The sequence below is a fragment of the Kitasatospora sp. NPDC096140 genome (assembly GCF_040303045.1).
In the GTDB taxonomy this organism is placed as follows: Bacteria; Actinomycetota; Actinomycetes; order Streptomycetales; family Streptomycetaceae; genus Kitasatospora.
Genome location: NZ_JBEOUW010000004.1, coordinates 1 through 20,291, shown reverse-complemented (window position 1 = coordinate 20,291; position 20,291 = coordinate 1). Strand labels below are relative to the sequence as shown.

Below are 20,291 nucleotides of genomic sequence, written 5' to 3'. Positions count from 1 at the left end.
CACCTGAATCCGGGTCCTGCCGGACCGTCGCCGCGCACCCTAGATGGAGCACGACCGGCCGGCTTAGCGGTGCTGATCGGTGCCATCTCCGCATCAAGCCCGCTCGCTCTGTGGAGCGAACGGGCTAAGTGCGGATCTAGCAGCAGGGCAAGAGGGACTCGAACCCCCAACCGCCGGTTTTGGAGACCGGTGCTCTACCAATTGAGCTATTGCCCTACGGTGCCTCGCGGCTCCGGTGGCGACCAACCTACCGCATCTCTCCCCGCTGTCTGCACAGGCGGTTCAAGCTCCGGTCTTTTTCGGCGGGCCGTCGAGCAGCGAGTGTACGTGGTCGAGGGGCGTTTGGTCGAACCTCTTCTTCCGGGACGATCGATCGCCCGGCGGATGTCCGGTCCGGCGGGGCGCCCGCCGACGGATCGCCGGGCGCCGGGATCCGGACGGAGCCGTACGGATACTGGAACCGCGCTGCCCGGTCCGTCCCGGTTCTGCGACGATGCAGGCATGAGCGCTTCCACCCCGCAGCCCGACCAGTCCATCCGCCCCGCCGACCGCCGGGTCTCCGCCCGGATCGGCGCGATCGCCGAGTCCGCGACCCTCGCCGTGGACGCCAAGGCCAAGGCTCTCAAGGCCGCCGGCCGCCCGGTCATCGGCTTCGGTGCCGGCGAGCCCGACTTCCCCACGCCGGACTACATCGTCGAGGCCGCCGTCGAGGCCTGCCGCGACCCGAAGAACCACCGGTACACCCCGGCGGGTGGCCTGCCCGAGCTGAAGGCCGCGATCGCCGCCAAGACGCTGCGCGACTCCGGCTACGAGGTGGACGCCTCCCAGGTACTGGTCACCAACGGTGGCAAGCAGGCGATCTACGAGGCCTTCGCCGCGATCCTGGACCCGGGTGACGAGGTCATCGTCCCGGCCCCGTACTGGACCACCTACCCGGAGTCGATCCAGCTGGCCGGCGGCGTCCCGGTGGAGGTCGTGGCCGACGAGACCACCGGCTACAAGGTCTCGGTCGAGCAGCTGGAGGCCGCCCGCACCGAGAACACCAAGGTGGTGCTGTTCGTCTCGCCGTCCAACCCGACCGGCGCGGTGTACACCCGGGCCGAGGCCGAGGCGATCGGCCGCTGGGCGCTGGAGCACGGCCTGTGGGTGCTCACCGACGAGATCTACGAGCACCTGGTCTACGGCGACGCCGAGTTCACCTCGCTGCCGGCCCTGCTGCCCGAGCTGGCCGACAAGTGCATCGTGGTCAACGGTGTCGCCAAGACCTACGCGATGACCGGCTGGCGGGTGGGCTGGGTGATCGGCCCCAAGGACGTCATCAAGGCCGCGACCAACCTGCAGTCGCACGCCACCTCGAACGTCTCCAACGTCGCCCAGCGCGCCGCGATCGCCGCCGTCGCGGGCGACCTCTCGGCCGTGCACGAGATGCGCACCGCCTTCGACCGTCGCCGCCAGACCATCGTGAAGATGCTCAACGAGATCGACGGCGTCGTCTGCCCCGAGCCGCAGGGCGCGTTCTACGCGTACCCGTCGGTCAAGGGCCTGCTGGGCAAGGAGATCCGCGGCAAGCGTCCGCAGACCTCCGCCGAGCTGGCGGGTCTGATCCTGGACGAGGTCGAGGTCGCCGCCGTCCCCGGCGAGGCCTTCGGCACCCCCGGCTACCTGCGGTTCTCCTACGCGCTCGGCGACAACGACCTGGTCGAGGGCATCAGCCGGATCCAGAAGCTGCTGGCCGAGGCCCGCGACTGACGTCAAGCAGACATTCGGGATTCACCCGGCACACCGCCCTCTTTCACCCCTTCGGGGGACGAAAAGAGGGCGGTTCCCGTTCTGGGGCCGCATACGGCAGTATCGGTGAATGGAACGCCTGTTGAACCCGCGAGACGTCAGGGGCCTCCCGAAGGCCCACCTGCACCTGCACTTCACCGGCTCGATGCGACCCGCCACGCTGCTGGAGCTGGCCGACAAGCACGGCGTCCGGCTGCCGGAGGCACTGAGTTCCGGCGAACCGCCCAGGCTGCGGGCCACCGACGAGCGCGGCTGGTTCCGCTTCCAGCGCCTGTACGACACCGCCCGCTCGGTGCTGCGGGACGAGACGGACATCCGCCGGCTGGTCCTGGAGACCGCGCAGGACGAGCGGCGGGACGGCTCCCGCTGGCTGGAGATCCAGGTCGACCCGACCTCGTACGCACCCCGGCTCGGCGGGCTGATCCCGGCGCTGGAGCTGATCCTGGACGCGGTGGACCAGGCCGCCCGGGCCACCGGGGTGGGCATCCGGGTGCTGGTCGCGGCCAACCGGATGAAGTCCCCGATGGACGCCCGGACGCTGGCCCGGCTGGCCGTCCGCTACGCCGACCACGGGGTGGTCGGCTTCGGCCTCTCCAACGACGAGCGCCGCGGCCTCGCCCGGGACTTCGACCGGGCCTTCGCGATCGCCCGCAAGGGCGGCCTGCTGGCCGCCCCGCACGGCGGGGAGCTGGCCGGCCCGGAGTCCGTCCGGGACTGCCTGGACGACCTGGACGCCGGCCGGATCGGCCACGGCGTCCGGGCCGCCGAGGACCCGCGGCTGATGGAGCGGCTGGCGGCCCGGCAGATCACCTGCGAGGTGTGCCCGTCCTCCAACGTCTCGCTCGGCGTCTACGAGAGCCCCGAGGAGGTCCCGCTGCGCAAGCTCTTCGACGCCGGCGTGCCGCTGGCGCTGGGCGCGGACGACCCGCTGCTGTTCGGCAGCCGCCTGGCCGCCCAGTACGACCTGGCCCGGGACGTCCTGGGCTTCGACGACGCCGAACTCGCCGAGCTGGCACGGCAGTCGGTGCGCGGCTCGGTCGCGCCGGAGGCCGTCCGCAAGGAGCTGCTGGCGGACATCGACGCCTGGCTGGCGAACGGGCACGCCCCCGCGGACGCGCCCGTCACCGCCGCCGCGGCACCCTAGGCGCGCCGCCGGGCCGCACCGCGGAATCGCGCCGCCGGATCGCGCCGCGCAGCGCGGCCGGAGCGCCGCGCTAGAGCGCGACGCCCACCATCACCGGCTCGTTCACCAGCTCCACCCCGAAGGCCTCGCGGACCCCGTCCCGGATCTCCCGGGCCAGGGCCAGCAGGTCCTCGGCGGTGGCCGAGCCGCGGTTGGTGAGCGCCAGGGTGTGCTTGGTGGAGAGGGTCGCCGGGCCGCTGCCGTAGCCCTTGCCGAAGCCGGCCTTGTCGATCAGCCAGGCCGCCGAGGTCTTGGTGCAGCCCTCCGGGGCCGGGTAGGCGGGGGCGTTCTCGGTGCCCGGGCGGGTCCGGAAGGACTCGTACTGCGCGGCCGTGAGCACCGGGTTGGTGAAGAAGGAGCCCGCCGACCAGGTGTCGTGGTCCGCCGGGTCCAGCACCATGCCCTTGCCGGCCCGCAGCCCCAGCACCGCCTCGAAGGCCTCGGCCAGCGGCACCCGCTCGTCCTGTCCGACCCCGAAGTGCTTGGCCACCTCGGCGTACTTGACCGGGCTGGAGAGGCCGGCGTGGTCCGCCAGGGCGAACCGGACCCGCAGCACCACGTAGCGGTCCGGCTCGGCCTTGAACCGGCTGTGCCGGTAGGAGAACGCGCACTCGGCGTTCGAGAGCGTGACCACCTCGTCGGCGGTGCGGTCGTAGGCGACCACTTCGGTGATCGTCTGGGCGACCTCCTGGCCGTACGCGCCGACGTTCTGCACCGGGGTGGCGCCGGCCGAGCCGGGGATGCCGGCCAGGAACTCGATGCCGGCCAGGCCGTGCTCGCGCACCGCCAGGGCGACCGCCTCCGACCACACCTCGCCGGCCGCCAGCTCCAGCACGGTGCCGTCCAGGGCGAAACCGGCGGTGGCGATCCGCAGCACGGTGCCGGGGAAGCCGGCGTCGCCGATCACCAGGTTGGAGCCGCCGCCGAGGACCAGCAGCGGCTCGCCGGCCGCGTCGGCCTCGCGGACGGCGGCGATCACCTCGTCGTCGGTGTGGGCGGTCACCAGGCGGCGGGCCGGGCCGCCGAGCCGGAGCGTGGTCAGCGGGGCGAGGGGGGCGTCGTTTTCTACCAGCACGCCCACCAGCGTACGGGGGGAAGGGCGGCCCCCCGGCCGCCCTTCCCCCGCCCCGGTCCGGTGCGGGTCCGCCACCGGCTCAGACCCGGGCCGCCCCGGCCCGGCCCGCCGCCGGCTGCCCGTCGGCGGCCCGGCCCGCGACCGCCGCCCCGGCCCCGCGCCGGCGCGGGATGAGCGCCGCGGCGAACGCCCCGGCCCCGACGGCCGCCGCGCCGACGTACAGGGCGGGCACCAGCCCGTCCGCGAAGGACCGGGCCGACTCGTAGCCGCCCTGCGCCGAGAAGACCGCCGAGAGCACGGCGACCCCGAGCGCCCCGCCGACCTCGCGCAGCGCGTTGTTGGCACCGGAGGCGATGCCCTGCTCCTTCGGCCGGACGCTCGCCATCACCAGCTGGGCGGTCGGGCCGAAGTACAGCGACATCCCGATCCCGCAGATCACGATGACCGGGACCTGCGCGGCGTAGTCGAAGCCGCCGCCGTCCGCGACGAGGCCGAACAGCGCGAGGCCGATCGCCTGGAGCGCCAGCCCGGCCACCACGATCGGCCGGCCGCCGATCCGGTCGGAGACGATGCCCGCGATCGGCGAGACCAGCAGCGGCATCGCCGTCCAGGGCAGCATCCGGATGCCGGCCTCCTGCGGGCTGTAGCCGCCGACCCCCTGGAGGTACTGGCTGATCAGGAAGATCGAGCCGAACATCCCGAGGTACATCAGCAGGCTGGCGGCGTTGACGGCCGAGAAGGTGCGGCTGCGGAAGAGCCGCATCGGCAGCATCGGGTGGGCGGCCACGCGCTGCTCGTACCGGACGAAGGCGGCCAGCAGCACGACGCCGCCGATCAGGGCGCCGAGGACCAGCGGGCTGGTCCAGCCGTCCGGGTTGCCGCGGATCAGGCCGAGCACCACCCCGAACATCCCCAGGCTGACCAGCGCCGTTCCGGGCACGTCCAGGGCCCCGTCCGCGCCGCGGCTCTCGCCGAGCCGGCGGAAGGCCAGCGGCAGCAGGACGAGGCCGACCGGGACGTTCACCCAGAAGATCCACTGCCAGGAGAAGTGCTCGGTCAGCGAGCCGCCGATCAGCGGTCCGGCGGCGACGGCGAGGCCGCTGACGCCCGACCAGATACCGAAGGCCAGCCCCCGCTTGGCCTCGGGCACGGCCGCGGTGAGCAGGGTGAGGGTGAGCGGCATCATCACCGCGGCTCCGACGCCCTGGACCGCCCGGGCGGCGATCAGCTCGCCGATCTCCGGGGAGAGGGCGGCCCCGGCGGAGCCGGCCGTGAAGATCGCCAGGCCGACCAGGAAGATCCTCCGGCGGCCGAAGCGGTCGCCGAGGGCGGCGCCGAACATCAGCAGCACGGCGAAGCTCAGGGTGTAGGCGCTGACCGTCCATTCGAGGTCGGACAGCCCGCCGCCGAGCTCCTCGCGGATCGACGGCAGTGCGGTGGTGACCACCAGGTTGTCCAGGGCGGCCATGAAGCCGGCCGCGCTGACGATCACCAGGGTCCAGATCGCGGTCCTGCCGAGGACCGGTTTCTCCGTCATGACTTCCCCCAGGTTCCTCTCGGGTGTTCCAGGAGTCTCAGGTAGTTATCGCTCAATAACTTTCGGGGGCCGAAAAGAGGCCGCACGGACGCCACCGTGCGGCCCGCCTACTCGGCCTTGTCGCACTTGTCGTCGAAACCGGTCCAGATCCGGTGGTCCGGCGGGAAGCCCAGGGCCACCAGGGTGTTGATCAGCATCCCGTGCGCGAAGAACTGCGTGGTGTCCCGCATGTCGCCGCCGATCCGGATCCTGACCCGCTCGAACAGGCCCTCCCAGAGCCGCCGGGCGCTCTCCCCGATCTCCTCCTCGCCGGACGCCCTGGCCGCGAACACCGAGACGTAGAGCTGCATCTGCATCATGAGCTGGTCACGGTCCTCGACCAGCCCCATGTACGCCCCGGACATCGCCTCGGCGGCCGCCTCACCGGTCAGACCGGCCGAGGCCTCGTCGAAGACCCGCCAGGTCTCCTCCACGCAGCGTTCGGCGGCCGCCTCGAAGATGGCCTGCTTGCCCGGGAACAGCCGGAACAGGTACGGCTGCGAGACGCCCACCCGGCGGGCGATCGCCTCGGTGGAGGTGCCCCGGTAGCCACCCCGGGCGAACTCGATCATCGCGGCACGGACGACGCTCTCGCGCCGCTCCTCCGCACTCATCCTCATGCTCGACCTCGCCATGCATTCAAAGTTAGTGGCCAATCACTATCTTCGCAAGGCCCGCGACCGCGGCCCGGTTCCGCCGCACGGCCCCGGTCGCGGCCCGGCCGGTCGAGCGAACGCCCGACCGGCCCGCAGCCCCGGACCGGCCGGTCCTCAGACCAGCCGGACGACCGCCTTGGACATCCCGAGGACCTTCTGCCCGCCCGTGGTGGCCAGCAGGTCGATCTGCACCCTGCGGTCGTCCAGCTTCTTGGCGACCTTGGCCGAGACCTCGACCACCGCGCCGACCCCGTCGTTGGGCACCGGCACCGGACGGGTGAACCGCACGCCGTACTCGACCACCGCGGCCGGGTCGCCGACCCAGTCGGTGACCACCCGGATCGCCTCGGCCATGGTGAACATGCCGTGCGCGATGACGTCGGGCAGGCCGACCTCCAGGGCGAACTTCTCGTTCCAGTGGATCGGGTTGAAGTCGCCCGAGGCGCCCGCGTAGCGCACCAGTGTGTCGCGGGTCACCGGGAACGACTGCGCCGGCAGCTCGGTGCCGACCTCGACCTCGTCGTAGCTGATCGCCATCGCGCTCACTCCCCCGCCTCGTCGGCGGCCCGGGCCACCAGGGTCATGACCGACGTCACCACGTGCTCGCCGGTCGCGTCCGTCACCTCGCCGCGCACGGTGAGCACGTCGTTGCCCGCGAGCGACTTGATGTTGTCGATGGTCACCTCGACCGACAGCCGGTCCCCGGCCCGCACCGGGCGGGTGTAGGCGAACTTCTGGTCGCCGTGCACCACCCGGGTGAAGTCCAGGCCCAGCTCCGGGTCCTCGACGACCTGGCCGGCCGCACCGTAGGTGACCACGAACGGGAAGGTCGGCGGGGCGATCACGTCCGGGTGGCCCAGCGCCTTCGCCGCCTCCGCGTCGGTGTACGCCGGGTTGGCGTCACCGATCGCGATCGCGAACTCGCGGATCTTCTCCCGGCCGACCTCGTACGGCTCGGTGGGCGGGTAGCTACGCCCGATGAAGGAGGGGTCGAGCGCCATGGCAGCTCCTGGGATCACGGGTGGACACGAAGCGGACGGATACGGAAAAGACTCCGGGCCGCACCCCCCGTGAGGGATGCGGCCCGGAGTCGAAGACCTGAATTCACACAGGCCCGATGCCCTACGACGAGGTCAGCGGGTCTCGCGGTGCGCGGTGTGCGAGTTGCAGCGGGGGCAGTGCTTCTTCATCTCAAGACGGTCCGGGTCGTTACGCCGGTTCTTCTTGGTGATGTAGTTCCGCTCCTTGCACTCCACGCAGGCCAGCGTGATCTTCGGGCGGACGTCGGTGGCAGCCACGGGAGTGCCTTCCTTGGACAACGAATAAGAACACAACAAGAGTAGCCGACCGGGAGTGCGATCTCCCGACCGACTACGCGGGGTAGCGGTGACCGGACTTGAACCGGTGACACAGCGATTATGAGCCGCTTGCTCTACCAACTGAGCTACACCGCCACAGTGATCCGCAGCACAGCCGAAACTGACTGCTTCTCACCAGAGCCCCCATGCGGAATCGAACCGCAGACCTTCTCCTTACCATGGAGACGCTCTACCGACTGAGCTATAGGGGCGAACGAGGAAGAGATTACACGTTTCGCGCCCGGAGGTGAAATCCGTATCCCGCGGCGAAGACCGCAGGTGGGCGAGGTGCACGGACGAGCGATCCAAGGCAGCTCGTTCGATCGGCCTCCGAGGCGCGCGGCCCGACCCGATACGACTATTGCCCGCCTCCCGGCACCCCGCCCCCTGGCGCCATAGGCTCGACGCTCATTGATCGGGATCGACTGGCCGACCGCACGGTCCGGCGCGAGAAGGAGCCGGCGATGGACAGCGCAGCCGCCGACGGGCCGCACCACGGGCCCGGCCCGGCGGCCAACCCGCTCGGGCACGGCCCGGTCCTGCTGCTCACCGGCGCCCGGCTGGCCGACGGACGGGTGGTGGACGTCCGGATCAGCGGCGACCGGATCCAGGCCGTCGGCACCGTCGGCAGCCTCGGCCCGCTGCCCGCCCTGCCCGGCGCGCCCACCGTGACCACCGGCGCCCGGATCGACCTCAAGGGCTACCTACTGCTCCCGGCCCCCGCCGAGGCGCACGCCCACTACGACGCGGCCTTCTCCGCCGCCCTGCCCGCCCCGCCCCCGGACACCCAGACCGACCTCACCCGCCGGGTCACCGAGGCCGCGCTCACCTCGCTCGGCTACGGCGCCACCGCCCAGCGCACCCACGTCCGGATCGGCGACGTGCACGGGCTGCGCCCGCTGGAGGCGGTGCTCACCGCCCGGCAGGCACTGCGCGGGCTGGCCGACCTGCAGGCGGTCGCGATGCCCCGGCTGCTCACCGGGCGGGCCGGTGCGGACGGCCGGGCGCAGCTGCGCGAGGCGCTCAAGCTGGGCGCCACGGCGGCCGGCGGCTGCCCGGAGCTGGACCCGGACCCGTCCGGCTACGTGGAGCTGCTGCTGGAGGCCGCCCGGGAGGCCGACTGCCCGGTGGACCTGCACACCTCGGCCGCCGACGGGGCCCAACTCGCCCGGCTGGCGGGCGCCTTGGCACCGCTGAGGCCACGGGTGACGCTCGGGCCGTGCGGTGCGCTGCCGCGCGGCGCGTCGGCGGTGCTGGCGACCAGCGGGGTGCGGGTGGTCTGCCTGCCGCAGAACGGCGGCTGCACCGGCCTGGAGGGCCGGCCTTCCGGCCTGCGGCCGGGCCTGCTGCGGGAGTTGGCGGCGGCCCGGGTGCCGCTGGCGGCGGGCAGCGGGGCCCTGCGCGACCCGTCCAACCCGGTCGGCCGGGCGGATCCACTCGCGTGCGCCTATCTGCTGGCGGCGAGCGGGGAGTTGACGCCGGAGGCGGCGTACGACGCGGTGGCGAACCAGGCCCGGGCGGCGCTCGGGCTGGCACCGGTCCGGGTGGACGCCGGGTTCCCCGCGGAGCTGCTGGCGGTGCGCGGGGACAGCCTGGCCGGGGCGCTCTCGGGCGGGCACAGCCGGCTGGTGGTGCACAGCGGCCGGGTGGTCAGCCGGACCAGCGCGGTACGGGAGTTCGCGGACACCGTGGCGCTGGCGCTGCCCAGGCAGTCCGGGAGCGCCGAGGGCTGAGCGACGGCCGGGGTCCGGGCTGCGGGGTCCGGGCCGCGGGGCCGACGTGCGGGTTCCGACGTGCGGGTTCCTGCGCGAACACCAAGGGGCGCGCGACGGGTTGTCGCGCGCCCCTCCCCCACCTGCCGGCCGTCGTTCGACGGCGGTGCGAGCGGCCCCGGGCTTCCCCACACGGAGCTGGGCCCGCTCGGTTCGGTACCGACGCTACGCCTACGGAGCACCACCGCCGTCCCGCCTTGACGCCCTCCTGTCGGCACGCGGCGGACTCTTGATGCCCCCTTGACGACCGGGCCTGCTCTTCCCCGCCCCCTCCCTCTCCCCCTCGCCCACCCGCGCTACGGCACGTACCGGTACCCGATGCCCGGCTCGGTGATCAGGTGCCGCGGCCGGGCCGGGTCCCGCTCCAGCTTGCGGCGCAGCCCGGCGAGGTAGACCCGCAGGTAGTTGCCGCGCCCCTCCTGCGCCGGGCCCCACACCTCGCGCAGGATCTGCCGGCCGGGCACCAGCCGGCCGGGATTGGCGAGCAGCAGGGCGAGGATCCGCCACTCGGTCGGGGTGAGCCGCACCGTGCCGTCGGGGCCGTTCACCGTGGTGGCCGCGAGGTCCACGGTGTGGTCGCCGATCACCGGCCGGACCGGCTGGACGCCGCCCAGCGGCCGGCGCAGCACCGCGCGTAACCGGGCCAGCAGTTCGTCCATCAGGAACGGCTTGGTCAGGTAGTCGTCGGCGCCCGCGTCGAGGGCGCCGACCTTGTCCGCGGCGTCGCTCCGGCCGGAGAGCACGATGATCGGCATCGCGCTGTGGGTGCGCAGGCCGCGCAGCACGTCCATCCCGTCGAGGTCGGGCAGGCCGAGGTCGAGCAGGACGGCGTCCGGGAGCGAGTGCGCGGCGCGGTCGAGCGCCTCGCCGCCGCTGGCCGCGGTGCGGACGGCGTACTGCCGGGCGCTGAGGTTGATCCTCAAGGTGCGCAGCAGGGCCGGTTCGTCGTCGACGATCAGGATCTCACTCATGCGGCGCCTCCTCCTCGGGGCCGACGGGCTCGGGGGTGACGGGCTCGGGGGTGATGGGCTCGGGGGTGATGGGCTCAGCTGCGACGGGCTCGGAGGCGGGGTGCGCCGTGGCGGCGGGCAGGGTGAGCAGCATGGTGGTGCCGCCGCCGGGGGTGTCCTCGACCTCCAGGCTGCCGCCCATGGCCTCGGCGAGGCCGCGGGAGAGCGCGAGGCCGAGGCCGACGCCGGTGGTGTTGTCGGTGTCGCCGAGGCGCTGGAAGGGCAGGAAGACCCGGTCGCGGTCCTCGGGGGCGATGCCCGGGCCGCGGTCGATCACCCGGACCTCGACCTGGTCGGCGTGGTGGCTGGCGGTGACCAGGACGGGCGCGCCGGGGGCGTTGTGGCGCAGCGCGTTGGTGATCACGTTGGCGAGCACGCGTTCCAGCAGGGGCGGGTCGGCGAGCACCGCCGGGGCGGTGTCGAGGTCGAGCGGCTGGATCGGCGCGTACGGGCCGGTGAGGCTGTCGAGCGCGCGGGGCAGGACCTCGTCGAGGTGGGTCTCGGTGAGGTGGAGGGTGAGCGCGCCGGCCTGGAGGCGGCTCATGTCGAGCAGGTTGTCGACCAGACGGGTGAGCTTGACCAGCGACTCGTCGGCGGTGGCGAGCAGTTCGGCCTGGTCCTCGGGCGAGAACTCGACGTCGGGGCTGCGCAGCGAGCCGACCGAGGCGCGGGCGGCGGCGAGCGGGGTGCGCAGGTCGTGGCTGACGGCGGCGAGCAGGGCGGTGCGCATCCGGTCGGCGGCCTTGATCGGTTCGACCTCGGCGGCGACCACGGCGAGCCGGTCGCGTTCCAGGGCGGCGGCGACGTGCGCGGCGAAGGCGGTGAGCACGCGCTGGTCGGCGGCGGGCAGCCGGCGGCCGGTGAGGACCAGGACGGCGTCCGGGCCGACCGGGACCTCGGTGGTCTCGTGCGGGCCGTCGCCGTCGCCCGGGTGCTCGTCCGCGCAGTGCGCGAGCACCTCGCCGTCGGCCCGGGAGAGGAGGGCGACGGCCCGCATGCCGAAGGCCGTCCGGGACTTCTCCAGCAGGGCGGGCAGCGCGTCGGCGCCGCGCAGCACGCTGCCCGCCAGGGTGGAGAGGGTCTCGGCCTCGGCGGTGGCCCGGGCGGCCCGGGCGGTGAGCCGGCCGGCGTGGTCGACGACGGTGGAGACGGTGAGCGCGATGGCGGCGAAGACCACCAGGGCCACGATGTTGTTGGTCTCGCCGATGGTCAGGCTGTGGATCGGCGGGATGAAGTAGTAGTTCAGCAGCACCGAGGCGAAGAGCGCGGCCACCAGGGCGGACACGGCGCCGCCGAGCAGGGCCACGATGACCACGCCGAGCTGGAAGATCAGCGCGTCGGTGGTGAGGTTGATCCGGTGGTGCGCCTGGGAGAGCAGGGCGGTGAGCAGCCAGGGCAGGACGAAGCCGGCCGCGTAGCCGACGACGGTGCGGCGCCTGGAGTGGCGGCGGCCGAGCGAGGGCAGCCGGCCGCGGCCGGTGAACTCGTGGGTGACCATGTGGACGTCGATGTCCTCGGAGGCGTCCACGGTGGTCTCGCCGATGCCGGGGCCGGTGAGGAAGCGGTTGATCCGGCCGCGGCGGCTGGTGCCGAGGACCAGCTGGGTGGCGTCGTGGGCGCGGGCGAAGGCGAGCAGCGCGGTGGGGATGTCGTCGCCGACGACCACGTGGTAGCTGCCGCCGAGGTCCTCGACCAGCTGTCGCTGCTGGGCGAGCGCGCCGGAGGAGGCGCCGGCCAGGCCGTCGCTGCGGGTGACGTGGACGGCCAGCAGGTCGCCGCCGGCCGTCCGGTCCGCGATCCGGGCGGCGCGGCGGATCAGGGTCTCGCCCTCGGGGCCGCCGGTGAGGGCGACCACGACGCGTTCGCGGGTCTCCCAGACCCGGTCGATGTTGTGGCTGGCCCGGTAGTCGCGCAGTCCCTCGTCCACCCGCCCGGCGACCCACAGCAGGGCGAGTTCGCGCAGGGCGGTGAGGTTGCCGACCCGGAAGTAGTTCGAGAGTGCGGCGTCCACCTTCTCCGCCTTGTAGACGTTGCCGTGGGCCATCCGGCGGCGCAGGGCCTGCGGGGCCATGTCGACGAGCTCGATCTGGTCGGCCCGGCGGACCACCTCGTCCGGGACGGTCTCGCGCTGCGGGATGCCGGTGATCTTCCGGACGACGTCGTTCAGCGATTCCAGGTGCTGGACGTTCACCGTGGTGATGACGTCGATCCCGGCGGCGAGCAGTTCCTCGACGTCCTGCCAGCGCTTGGCGTGCCGGCCGCCGGGGATGTTGGTGTGCGCCAGCTCGTCGACCAGGACGACGGACGGGCGGCGGGCGAGCGCGGCGTCGAGGTCCATCTCCTCGAACTCGGCGTCCCGGTAGGAGCGGTGGACCCTCGGCAGGACCTCCAGGCCCGCGAGCATGCCCTCGGTGTGGCGTCTGCCGTGGCACTCGATGTACCCGACCACGACGTCGGACCCGCGGTCCCGTCTGCGCCGGGCCTCGTCCAGCATCCGGTAGGTCTTGCCGACGCCCGGCGCGGAGCCGAGGTACACCCTCAGCCGGCCGCGGCGGACGCCGGAGCCGGGGGTGAGGTCGCGGGCCATGGGCACTGCTCTTTCCATCGGATCGGAGGTGGTGGACGTCTGCGGACACGGGTCGGCCGACCCGGGCGCGGGAGGCGTCCTCCCGTGCCCGGGCCGGCCCGGTCACCCGCTCGTGTGGGGTGGTGTCACTTCTGCTCGCTGAGCGCCTTGTTGAGCAGCACGACGTTGACGCCGTCCTGTCCGAGGAAGCCGAGCGAACGGCTCTCGGTGTACTTGTCGACCAGCTGGTTCAGTTTGTCGGCCGGCAGGCCGCGCTCCTTGGCGACCCGGTTGACCTGCTCCTTGGCGTAGGCCACGGAGATGTGCGGGTCGAGGCCGGAGCCGGAGGCGGTGAGCGCGTCGGCGGGCACGCTCGCCGGGTCGACGCCGTCGAACGCGGCGACGGCGGCGCGGCGGTCGTTGACGGCCTTCAGCAGGTCGTCGCTGTTCGGGCCCTGGTTGGAGGCGCCCGACGAGGAGGCGTCGTAGCCGGTCCCGGCGGCGGAGGGGCGGGGCTGGAACCACTTCGGGTCCGGCTGGGCCTCCTCCTTCGGGTCGTCCGGGTTCACCTTGGGGAGGTTGAAGTTCTGGCCGATCAGGCTGGAGCCGGCCTCCTTGCCGTCGGCCTTCACGATCGAGCCGTTCGCCTTCTCACTGAACGCGACCTGGCTGATCCCGGTCACCAGCAGCGGGTAGGCGACTCCGAGGATCACCGTCAGGACCAACAGGATCCGCAGTGCGGTGAAGTGCGTGCGCACGGTGGTGGGCAGGGGCTTGGACATCGGATTCTCCTCTCTCAGCTCAGGCCGGGGATGAACTGGACGATCAGGTCGATCAGCTTGATGCCGACGAACGGCACCACCAGACCGCCGAAGCCGTAGATCCCGATGTTGCGGCGCAGCAGGGAACTGGCGTCGGACGGGCGGTACTTCACGCCGCGCAGGGCGAGCGGGATCAGGCCGATGATGACCAGGGCGTTGAAGATGATCGCCGAGGTGATCGCGGACTGGGGGCTGTGCAGGCCCATGATGTTGAGGTGGCTCAGGCCCGGGTAGACCCCGGCGAACATCGCGGGGATGATCGCGAAGTACTTGGCCACGTCGTTGGCGATCGAGAAGGTGGTCAGCGCGCCTCGGGTGATCAGCAGCTGCTTGCCGATCTCCACGATCTCGATCAGCTTGGTCGGGTTGGAGTCGAGGTCGACCATGTTGCCGGCCTCCTTGGCCGCCATGGTCCCGGTGTTCATCGCGACGCCGACGTCGGCCTGGGCGAGCGCGGGGGCGTCGTTGGTGCCGTCGCCGGTCATCGCGACCAGCTTGCCGCCCTCCTGCTCCTTCTTGATCAGGGCCATCTTGTCCTCGGGCGTGGCCTCGGCGAGGAAGTCGTCCACGCCGGCCTCCTCCGCGATCGCCTTGGCGGTCAGCGGATTGTCGCCCGTGATCATGATGGTCTTGATGCCCATCCGGCGGAGCTCGTCGAAGCGCTCCCGCATACCCTCCTTGACCACGTCCTTGAGGTGGATGACACCCAGGACGCGGGCGGGCTGGTCACCGATCCTGGTCGCGACCACGAGCGGGGTGCCGCCGGCGGCGGAGATGCCGTCGACCAGGGCGGAGACCTCGTCGCCGACCGAACCGCCGTTCTCGACGACCCAGTTGGTGACCGCGCCGGCCGCGCCCTTGCGGACCTGGTGGACTCCGTCGGTCTCGTCCAGGTCCACGCCCGACATCCGGGTCTGGGCGGTGAACGGGACCCAGGTGGCGTGCGTGAGCTCGCCCTGGGCGCGGGCCCGCAGACCGTACTCGGTCTTGGCGAGGACCACGATCGAGCGGCCCTCCGGGGTCTCGTCCGCCAGCGAGGAGAGCTGTGCGGCGCCGGCCAGTTCGCCGGTGGACACGCCCGGGGCGGGCAGGAACTCGGCGGCCTGGCGGTTGCCCAGGGTGATGGTGCCGGTCTTGTCGAGCAGCAGGGTGTTGACGTCCCCGGCGGCCTCGACGGCGCGGCCGGACATCGCCAGCACGTTGCGCTGCACCAGCCGGTCCATGCCGGCGATGCCGATCGCGGAGAGCAGCGCGCCGATGGTGGTCGGGATGAGCGCCACGATCAGGGCGACCAGCACGATCATCGACTGCGGGGCGCCCGCGTAGGTGGCCATCGGCTGCAGGGTCACCACGGCGACCAGGAAGACGATGGTCAGCGAGGCCAGCAGGATGTTGAGCGCGATCTCGTTCGGCGTCTTCTGCCGGGCCGCGCCCTCGACCAGGGCGATCATCCGGTCGATGAACGACTTGCCGGGCTCCGAGGCGATCTTCACCACGATGCGGTCGGACAGCACCTTGGTGCCGCCGGTCACCGCGGAGCGGTCGCCGCCGGACTCGCGGATCACCGGCGCGGACTCGCCGGTGATCGCCGACTCGTCCACGGACGCGACGCCCTCGACGACGTCGCCGTCACCGGGGATGACCTGCCCGGCCTCGACCACCACGTGGTCGCCGAGGCGGAGTGCGGTGCCGGGGACCTCCTCCTCGGCGTCACTGGCGGGCCAGTTGGTGAGCCGGCGGGCGACGCTCTCGGTCTTGGTCTTGCGCAGGGTGTCGGCCTGGGCCTTGCCGCGGCCCTCGGCGACGGCCTCGGCCAGGTTGGCGAAGACCGTGGTGAGCCAGAGCCACACGGTGATGGCCCAGGCGAACACGGACGGGTCGGCTATCGCGGAGATCGTGGTGACCACCGATCCCACCTCGACCACGAACATCACCGGGTTCTTGACCATCACCCGGGGGTCGAGCTTCCTCACCGCGTCCGGCAGGGACGCGACGATCAGCTTCGGGTCGAGGAGGCCGCTCGACACTCTGTGCGGCGCGGCGGGCTCGGCCGTGTCGGCCGGAGCGGGGTTGAGCGTTGGGGTGGACATCAGGAGGTGAGACCTTCCGCGAGCGGCCCGAGGGCCAGGGCCGGGAAGTAGGTGAGGCCGACGACGATCAGGATCACGCCCGACAGCAGGCCCACGAACAGCGGCTTGTGGGTGGGCAGGGTGCCCGGAGTGGCCGGGACGGGCTGCTGCTGGGCGAGCGAGCCGGCCAGCGCCAGGACGAAGACGATCGGCAGCAGACGGCCGAAGATCATCGCCAGGCCGAGCGCGGTGTCGTACCAGTCGGTGTTGACGGTGATGCCGCCGAAGGCCGAGCCGTTGTTGTTGGCGGCGGAGGTGAAGGCGTACAGCACCTCGGAGAAGCCGTGGGCGCCCGAGTTGAGCATCCCGGCCCGCTCGCCCGGCAGGGCCATCGCCACACCGGTGCCCACCAGCACGATCGTCGGCGTGGTGAGGATGTAGAGGGAGGCGAACTTCATCTCCCGACCGCCGAGCTTCTTGCCCAGGTACTCGGGGGTACGCCCGACCATCAGACCGGCGACGAACACCGCGACGATCGCCAGCACGAGCATGCCGTACAGGCCGGAGCCGGTGCCGCCGGGCGCGATCTCGCCCAGCATCATGTTGAAGACCGTCAGCCCGCCGCCGAGCGGCGTGAACGAGTCGTGGAAGGAGTTCACCGCACCGGTCGACGTCAGCGTGGTCGAGGCGGCGAAGAGACCGGAAGCCGCAATGCCGAACCGCTGCTCCTTGCCCTCCATCGCCCCGCCGGCCGCCTGCAGCGCACTGCCGGAGTGCTGGGCCTCGGCGAGGGTGATCAGCGCGGTCGAGGCGATCCAGAACAGGCCCATCACGGCGACGATCGCGTAGCCCTGGCGGTTGTCGCCGACCATCCGGCCGAAGGTCCGGGGCAGGGCGAACGGGATCACCAGCAGCAGGAAGACCTCGACCAGGTTGGAGAAGCCGTTCGGGTTCTCGAAGGGGTGCGCCGAGTTGGCGTTGAAGAAGCCGCCGCCGTTGGTGCCGAGCAGCTTGATGACCTCCTGGGAGGCCACCGGGCCGCCCGGGATCTTCTGGACGTCACCCGCGAGGTTGGTCACCTCGTGGAAGCCATGGAAGTTCTGGATCACGCCGGTGGCGGCCAGGACCAGGGCGAACACGATCGAGATCGGCAGCAGCAGCCGCAGGTTGATCCGGACCAGGTCCACCCAGAAGTTGCCGACCCGGTCGGTCCTGTTGCGGGTGAAGCCCCGGATCAGCGCGGCGACGACGGCGATGCCGACGGCCGCGGAGACGAAGTTCTGCACCGCCAGACCGGCCATCTGCGCCAGGTGGCCCATCGCCTGCTCGCCCGAGTACGACTGCCAGTTGGTGTTGGCGACGAACGAGATCGCGGTGTTCCAGGCCTGGTGGCCCGCCATCTGCGGAACGCCCAGGTTCAGCAGCAGGTAGCCCTGCAGGCGGATCAGGCCGTACAGGAAGAGCACGGAGACGGCCGAGAAGGCCAGCACCGAGCGCAGGTACACCGGCCAGCGCTGATCGGCGTCACCGTCGACGCCGATCACCTTGTAGATGCCGCGCTCGACTCTGAGGTGCTTGGCGGTGGTGAGGAGCTTGGCGATGTAGTCGCCGAGCGGGCGGTAGCACAGGGCCAGCGCGCCGACGAGGGCGAGGGCCTGCAGCCAGCCCGCGAGAGTGGATCCCATGTCAGAACTTCTCCGGGAAGATCAGCGCCACGACGAGATAGCCGACGAGGGCGACGGCCACGATCAGACCAGCGACGTTCTCGGCGCTCATGCGCCCACCTCGCTGCGCTCGCCGGGCGCTTCGCGCAACACGCGCCCCTCGATGGTTCGTTCACTGCGCTCACTCACAGCTTCTCCACCCCCCGTGCGATCAGGGCGATGACGGCGAACACGGCGACCGTGACACCGACGTAGATGAGATCGGACATGGGCTCCACCAGCGTGGTTCGGGAGATGCCGCGACCGGAGCCGAGGGGCTCGCGCGGCGCCGGCGGACGGCCGGCAGATGCAGCAAACCAGCCGTCACGGGCGCGTTATCGGGCCCTGACGCCCTCCATACGGGTGATGGCGCCGCGTTGACGCGACCTTGACGCGCAGGGGTGACGGAACGGCGGAAGGCCCCGGTCGGCAGGGTGCCGTCCGGAGCCTTCCGCGGGTTCCGCCGCTGGTCACATCCGCATCCGCAGTCGGCAGACCACGGCGTCGGTGTGCCGGCGCAGGGCGCGGTCGATCACGGCGCCGCGCCGGTTCTGCAGCGCCCGCTGCCACCAGTGGGCGGGCTCCACCTCGGGGATCAGCACGGTCAGCCGGTCGTAGGCGTGCTCCGCCCCGAGCTCGTTGACGAAGTCGGCGATCGGCCTCCCCAGCCGGCGGTGGTCGTCCGGGATCTCCACCAGCGGCACCCCCGGCTGCCACAGCTCCCAGTCGCGGCGCAGCGCCTCGGCCGCGGCCGGTTCGAGGACCACGGTCACCGCCATGACCTCGTCGCCGAGCGAGAGCGCGGCGGACAGGCCGTCCCGGGTGAGCCGGGTGATCGCGGTGACCGGGACGACGACCAGGCTGCGCTGTCTGGTCACCGGGCCGGGGACGCGGCCCAGCTCCAGGCGTTCGCCGATCCGCGCGTAGCTGCGGTGGATCGCCTCGAACAGCGCCACCAGCAGCGGCAGGGCCAGCACGATGCCCCAGGCGCCCTCGGTGAACTTGGTGCCGGTGACGACCAGCGCCGCGACGCCGGTGAGCAGCGCGCCGAAGCCGTTCAGCGCGGTCTTGCCCCGCCAGCCGGGCGGGCGGTGCAGCAGCCAGTGCCGGACCATGCCGACCTGGCAGACGGTGAAGCCGACGAAGACGCCGATGGAGAACAGCGGTACCAGGCTGTTGACGTCCCCGCCGGAGCCGATCAGCAGCGCCGCCGACACCGCGGCCAGGAAGAGCACGCCGTAGCGGTACACCTGGCGGTCGGCGCGCAGGGCGAAGACGTGCGGGAGGTGGTTGTCCCGGGCGAGGAGGTCGAGCAGCACCGGCAGTCCGCCGAAGGAGGTGTTGGCGGCCAGGCCGAGCAGGACCACGGTGGCGAACTGGACGACGTAGAAGCCGATGCCGTGGCCGAGCGAGGCGTCGGCGAGCTGGGCGAGGACGGTGACGCCCTCGACGGGCTGGAGGTGGAAGCGGCCGATCAGCACGGCCAGTCCGATCAGCATCACGCCGAGCAGGGCGCCGAGCGCGACCTCGGTGTGCTGGGCGCGTCTGACCCGCGGGGTGCGGAAGGAGGGGACGGCGTTGGCCACCGCCTCGACGCCGGTCAGCGCGGAGCACCCGGCCGCGAAGGCCTTGAGCAGCAGCAGTGCGCCGACGGCGGTGGCGTTCTCGGCGAGCACCGAGGCGTGCCCGGCGGCCGCCGCGGTGCTGACCGGGGCGTCCCGGAAGAGGCCGACCACGATGATCGCCATGATGGCGAGGACGAAGACGGCCGTCGGCGCCATGAACCAGCGCGCCGACTCGGCGATCCCACGCAGGTTCACCGCGGTGACCAGCACGAGCACGCCCAGGCAGAGCCAGACCCGCCGGTCGTACAGGCCCGGCACGGCCGAGGTCAGCGCGGCCACGCCGGCGGTGACCGAGACGGCGACGTTCAGGACGTAGTCGATCACCAGCGAGGCGGCCGCGGTCAGCGCCGTCCGGCGGCCCAGGTGCGCCTTGGCGACGGCGTAGGAGCCGCCACCGTCCGGGAACGCCGCGATCACCTGCCGGTAGGAGGCCACCAGCACCGCCAGCAGCACCGCGATCGCGGCGGTGACCGGCAGCGTGAAGCCCAGCCCGTACCCGCCGGCAGCGGCCAGCACGAGGACGATCGACTCCGGCCCGTACGCGACCGAGGCCATCGCGTCCAGTGAGAGCGCCGCCAGTCCGCCGAGCGCGCTGAGCCGGTGCCGCTCGTCGCCCGCGCCGGTATCGGGCGGCTCATCGGCCCTGACGGCCGGGGTCGTGGTGGCGCTGGACATCGGACGGAACCTCCGCGATCGGTAGTTGCTCCGATCCTGCGGTCCGCGTTCCCGGCCCTCCCCCGGCCCCTACGCGTTCCTGACGCGGCCACGAGCGGCTTTGACGGGCCCTTGACGTGCCCGTCGTCCTGCCCGGAGGGGCTGTTGGCGGGGGTGGGGTGAGCCGTTGTCCCGGCGGGCGCCGGTTGGGAAGACGATCAGCTCGTCGAAGGACTCCCACCCCCGGCTCCCCACTCTGCTGCCTCATGCACGTAATTGCAAGCAGTGTGCAATAAGTACACCCACCTGCACCCACCTGCGCGGGCTGGGATCCGGGCAGGACGAGGTGAGACCAAACCGCTCGAAAGGACCATCCGGCATTGCCGGTGTTCGAATGCGACAAAACAGCCCCTGATCTGCGTTTCCGCAGATCAG

General features: G+C 72.2%; 16 protein-coding genes and 3 tRNA genes. 3 read left to right on the top strand and 16 right to left on the bottom strand.

Translation table 11 applies throughout. The features are described from left to right. Positions 1 to 143: 143 nt before the first annotated feature. A tRNA-Trp gene (locus ABT048_RS04800) sits at positions 144 to 216 on the bottom strand. A 285-nt stretch (positions 217 to 501) separates the two neighbouring features. On the opposite strand from ABT048_RS04800, the gene ABT048_RS04795 reads away from it, so the two are divergent. Both ABT048_RS04795 and ABT048_RS04790 read left to right on the top strand, forming a co-directional pair. Further along, the gene (locus tag ABT048_RS04795; protein WP_350519871.1) at positions 502 to 1,749 is read left to right on the top strand and encodes a pyridoxal phosphate-dependent aminotransferase; all 1,248 of its coding nucleotides are present in this window, start codon (positions 502 to 504) and stop codon (positions 1,747 to 1,749) included. A 109-nt stretch (positions 1,750 to 1,858) separates the two neighbouring features. Continuing rightward, a complete protein-coding gene (locus tag ABT048_RS04790) occupies positions 1,859 to 2,932 on the top strand; it encodes an adenosine deaminase (protein WP_350519870.1) in 1,074 nt (357 codons plus the stop codon). Positions 2,933 to 3,002: 70 nt separating this feature from the next. Here the strand turns inward: ABT048_RS04790 and ABT048_RS04785 are convergent, their stop codons facing one another. The 8 genes from ABT048_RS04785 to ABT048_RS04750 all read right to left on the bottom strand — a co-directional run bounded on the left by ABT048_RS04785 (position 3,003) and on the right by ABT048_RS04750 (position 7,848). Next, positions 3,003 to 4,046 (bottom strand): UDP-N-acetylmuramate dehydrogenase, encoded by a 1,044-nt coding sequence (locus tag ABT048_RS04785; protein ID WP_350519869.1) that lies wholly within the window; start codon positions 4,044 to 4,046, stop codon positions 3,003 to 3,005. A gap of 79 nt (positions 4,047 to 4,125) precedes the next feature. Next, positions 4,126 to 5,583 carry an MFS transporter gene (locus ABT048_RS04780; RefSeq protein WP_350519868.1) on the bottom strand — a complete coding sequence of 486 codons (1,458 nt, stop codon included), beginning with the start codon at positions 5,581 to 5,583 and terminating at the stop codon, positions 4,126 to 4,128. A 107-nt stretch (positions 5,584 to 5,690) separates the two neighbouring features. Beyond that, positions 5,691 to 6,257 (bottom strand): TetR/AcrR family transcriptional regulator, encoded by a 567-nt coding sequence (locus ABT048_RS04775; protein ID WP_350519867.1) that lies wholly within the window; start codon positions 6,255 to 6,257, stop codon positions 5,691 to 5,693. Between the two features lie 135 nt (positions 6,258 to 6,392). Continuing rightward, a complete protein-coding gene (locus tag ABT048_RS04770; RefSeq protein WP_350519866.1) occupies positions 6,393 to 6,815 on the bottom strand; it encodes a MaoC family dehydratase in 423 nt (140 codons plus the stop codon). Positions 6,816 to 6,820: 5 nt separating this feature from the next. Beyond that, positions 6,821 to 7,279, bottom strand: a complete 459-nt coding sequence (locus ABT048_RS04765; protein WP_350519865.1) for an FAS1-like dehydratase domain-containing protein — start codon at positions 7,277 to 7,279, stop codon at positions 6,821 to 6,823. A gap of 132 nt (positions 7,280 to 7,411) precedes the next feature. Then, complete coding sequence (gene rpmG, locus ABT048_RS04760) at positions 7,412 to 7,576, bottom strand: 50S ribosomal protein L33 (protein WP_006604855.1); 165 nt, start codon at positions 7,574 to 7,576, stop codon at positions 7,412 to 7,414. Between the two features lie 83 nt (positions 7,577 to 7,659). Next, positions 7,660 to 7,732 (bottom strand) — tRNA-Met (locus tag ABT048_RS04755). Between the two features lie 43 nt (positions 7,733 to 7,775). Further along, positions 7,776 to 7,848, bottom strand: a tRNA-Thr gene (locus ABT048_RS04750). Positions 7,849 to 8,100: 252 nt separating this feature from the next. Between ABT048_RS04750 and ABT048_RS04745 the strand changes: the two genes are divergently transcribed. Further along, complete coding sequence (locus tag ABT048_RS04745) at positions 8,101 to 9,369, top strand: amidohydrolase family protein (protein ID WP_350519864.1); 1,269 nt, start codon at positions 8,101 to 8,103, stop codon at positions 9,367 to 9,369. A 335-nt stretch (positions 9,370 to 9,704) separates the two neighbouring features. Here ABT048_RS04745 and ABT048_RS04740 read toward each other — a convergent pair whose 3' ends face one another. The 7 genes from ABT048_RS04740 to ABT048_RS04710 form a co-directional block, all read right to left on the bottom strand. Further along, positions 9,705 to 10,379: a response regulator gene (locus ABT048_RS04740; protein WP_350519863.1), complete on the bottom strand. Its 675-nt coding sequence runs from the start codon at positions 10,377 to 10,379 to the stop codon at positions 9,705 to 9,707. Beyond that, positions 10,372 to 13,005 carry an ATP-binding protein gene (locus tag ABT048_RS04735; RefSeq protein WP_350519862.1) on the bottom strand — a complete coding sequence of 878 codons (2,634 nt, stop codon included), beginning with the start codon at positions 13,003 to 13,005 and terminating at the stop codon, positions 10,372 to 10,374. Before ABT048_RS04735 ends, ABT048_RS04740 begins: the two co-directional genes overlap by 8 nt. A gap of 125 nt (positions 13,006 to 13,130) precedes the next feature. Further along, positions 13,131 to 13,766: a potassium-transporting ATPase subunit KdpC gene (gene kdpC, locus ABT048_RS04730; protein WP_350519861.1), complete on the bottom strand. Its 636-nt coding sequence runs from the start codon at positions 13,764 to 13,766 to the stop codon at positions 13,131 to 13,133. A gap of 14 nt (positions 13,767 to 13,780) precedes the next feature. Beyond that, on the bottom strand, positions 13,781 to 15,895 hold the full coding sequence (gene kdpB / locus ABT048_RS04725) for a potassium-transporting ATPase subunit KdpB (RefSeq protein ID WP_350519860.1): 2,115 nt from the start codon (positions 15,893 to 15,895) through the stop codon (positions 13,781 to 13,783). Beyond that, on the bottom strand, positions 15,895 to 17,559 hold the full coding sequence (gene kdpA / locus ABT048_RS04720) for a potassium-transporting ATPase subunit KdpA (protein WP_350519859.1): 1,665 nt from the start codon (positions 17,557 to 17,559) through the stop codon (positions 15,895 to 15,897). Before kdpA ends, kdpB begins: the two co-directional genes overlap by 1 nt. Position 17,560: 1 nt before the next feature. Continuing rightward, positions 17,561 to 17,650: a K(+)-transporting ATPase subunit F gene (gene kdpF, locus ABT048_RS04715; RefSeq protein WP_350519858.1), complete on the bottom strand. Its 90-nt coding sequence runs from the start codon at positions 17,648 to 17,650 to the stop codon at positions 17,561 to 17,563. A 397-nt stretch (positions 17,651 to 18,047) separates the two neighbouring features. Then, positions 18,048 to 19,877 carry an APC family permease gene (locus ABT048_RS04710; protein WP_350519857.1) on the bottom strand — a complete coding sequence of 610 codons (1,830 nt, stop codon included), beginning with the start codon at positions 19,875 to 19,877 and terminating at the stop codon, positions 18,048 to 18,050. Positions 19,878 to 20,291 lie beyond the last annotated feature (414 nt).

Bases quoted from the DNA above. Each gene is read 5' to 3' on its own strand.
- kdpC (WP_350519861.1), bottom strand. From the start codon at position 13,766: ATGTCCAAGCCCCTGCCCACCACCGTGCGCACGCACTTCACCGCACTG.
- ABT048_RS04740 (WP_350519863.1), bottom strand. From the start codon at position 10,379: ATGAGTGAGATCCTGATCGTCGACGACGAACCGGCCCTGCTGCGCACC.
- ABT048_RS04780 (WP_350519868.1), bottom strand. From the start codon at position 5,583: ATGACGGAGAAACCGGTCCTCGGCAGGACCGCGATCTGGACCCTGGTG.
- kdpB (WP_350519860.1), bottom strand. From the start codon at position 15,895: ATGTCCACCCCAACGCTCAACCCCGCTCCGGCCGACACGGCCGAGCCC.
- ABT048_RS04765 (WP_350519865.1), bottom strand. From the start codon at position 7,279: ATGGCGCTCGACCCCTCCTTCATCGGGCGTAGCTACCCGCCCACCGAG.
- ABT048_RS04745 (WP_350519864.1), top strand. From the start codon at position 8,101: ATGGACAGCGCAGCCGCCGACGGGCCGCACCACGGGCCCGGCCCGGCG.
- ABT048_RS04775 (WP_350519867.1), bottom strand. From the start codon at position 6,257: ATGGCGAGGTCGAGCATGAGGATGAGTGCGGAGGAGCGGCGCGAGAGC.
- ABT048_RS04790 (WP_350519870.1), top strand. From the start codon at position 1,859: ATGGAACGCCTGTTGAACCCGCGAGACGTCAGGGGCCTCCCGAAGGCC.
- ABT048_RS04770 (WP_350519866.1), bottom strand. From the start codon at position 6,815: ATGGCGATCAGCTACGACGAGGTCGAGGTCGGCACCGAGCTGCCGGCG.
- kdpF (WP_350519858.1), bottom strand. From the start codon at position 17,650: ATGAGCGCCGAGAACGTCGCTGGTCTGATCGTGGCCGTCGCCCTCGTC.
- kdpA (WP_350519859.1), bottom strand. From the start codon at position 17,559: ATGGGATCCACTCTCGCGGGCTGGCTGCAGGCCCTCGCCCTCGTCGGC.
- ABT048_RS04735 (WP_350519862.1), bottom strand. From the start codon at position 13,005: ATGGCCCGCGACCTCACCCCCGGCTCCGGCGTCCGCCGCGGCCGGCTG.
- ABT048_RS04710 (WP_350519857.1), bottom strand. From the start codon at position 19,877: ATGTCCAGCGCCACCACGACCCCGGCCGTCAGGGCCGATGAGCCGCCC.
- ABT048_RS04795 (WP_350519871.1), top strand. From the start codon at position 502: ATGAGCGCTTCCACCCCGCAGCCCGACCAGTCCATCCGCCCCGCCGAC.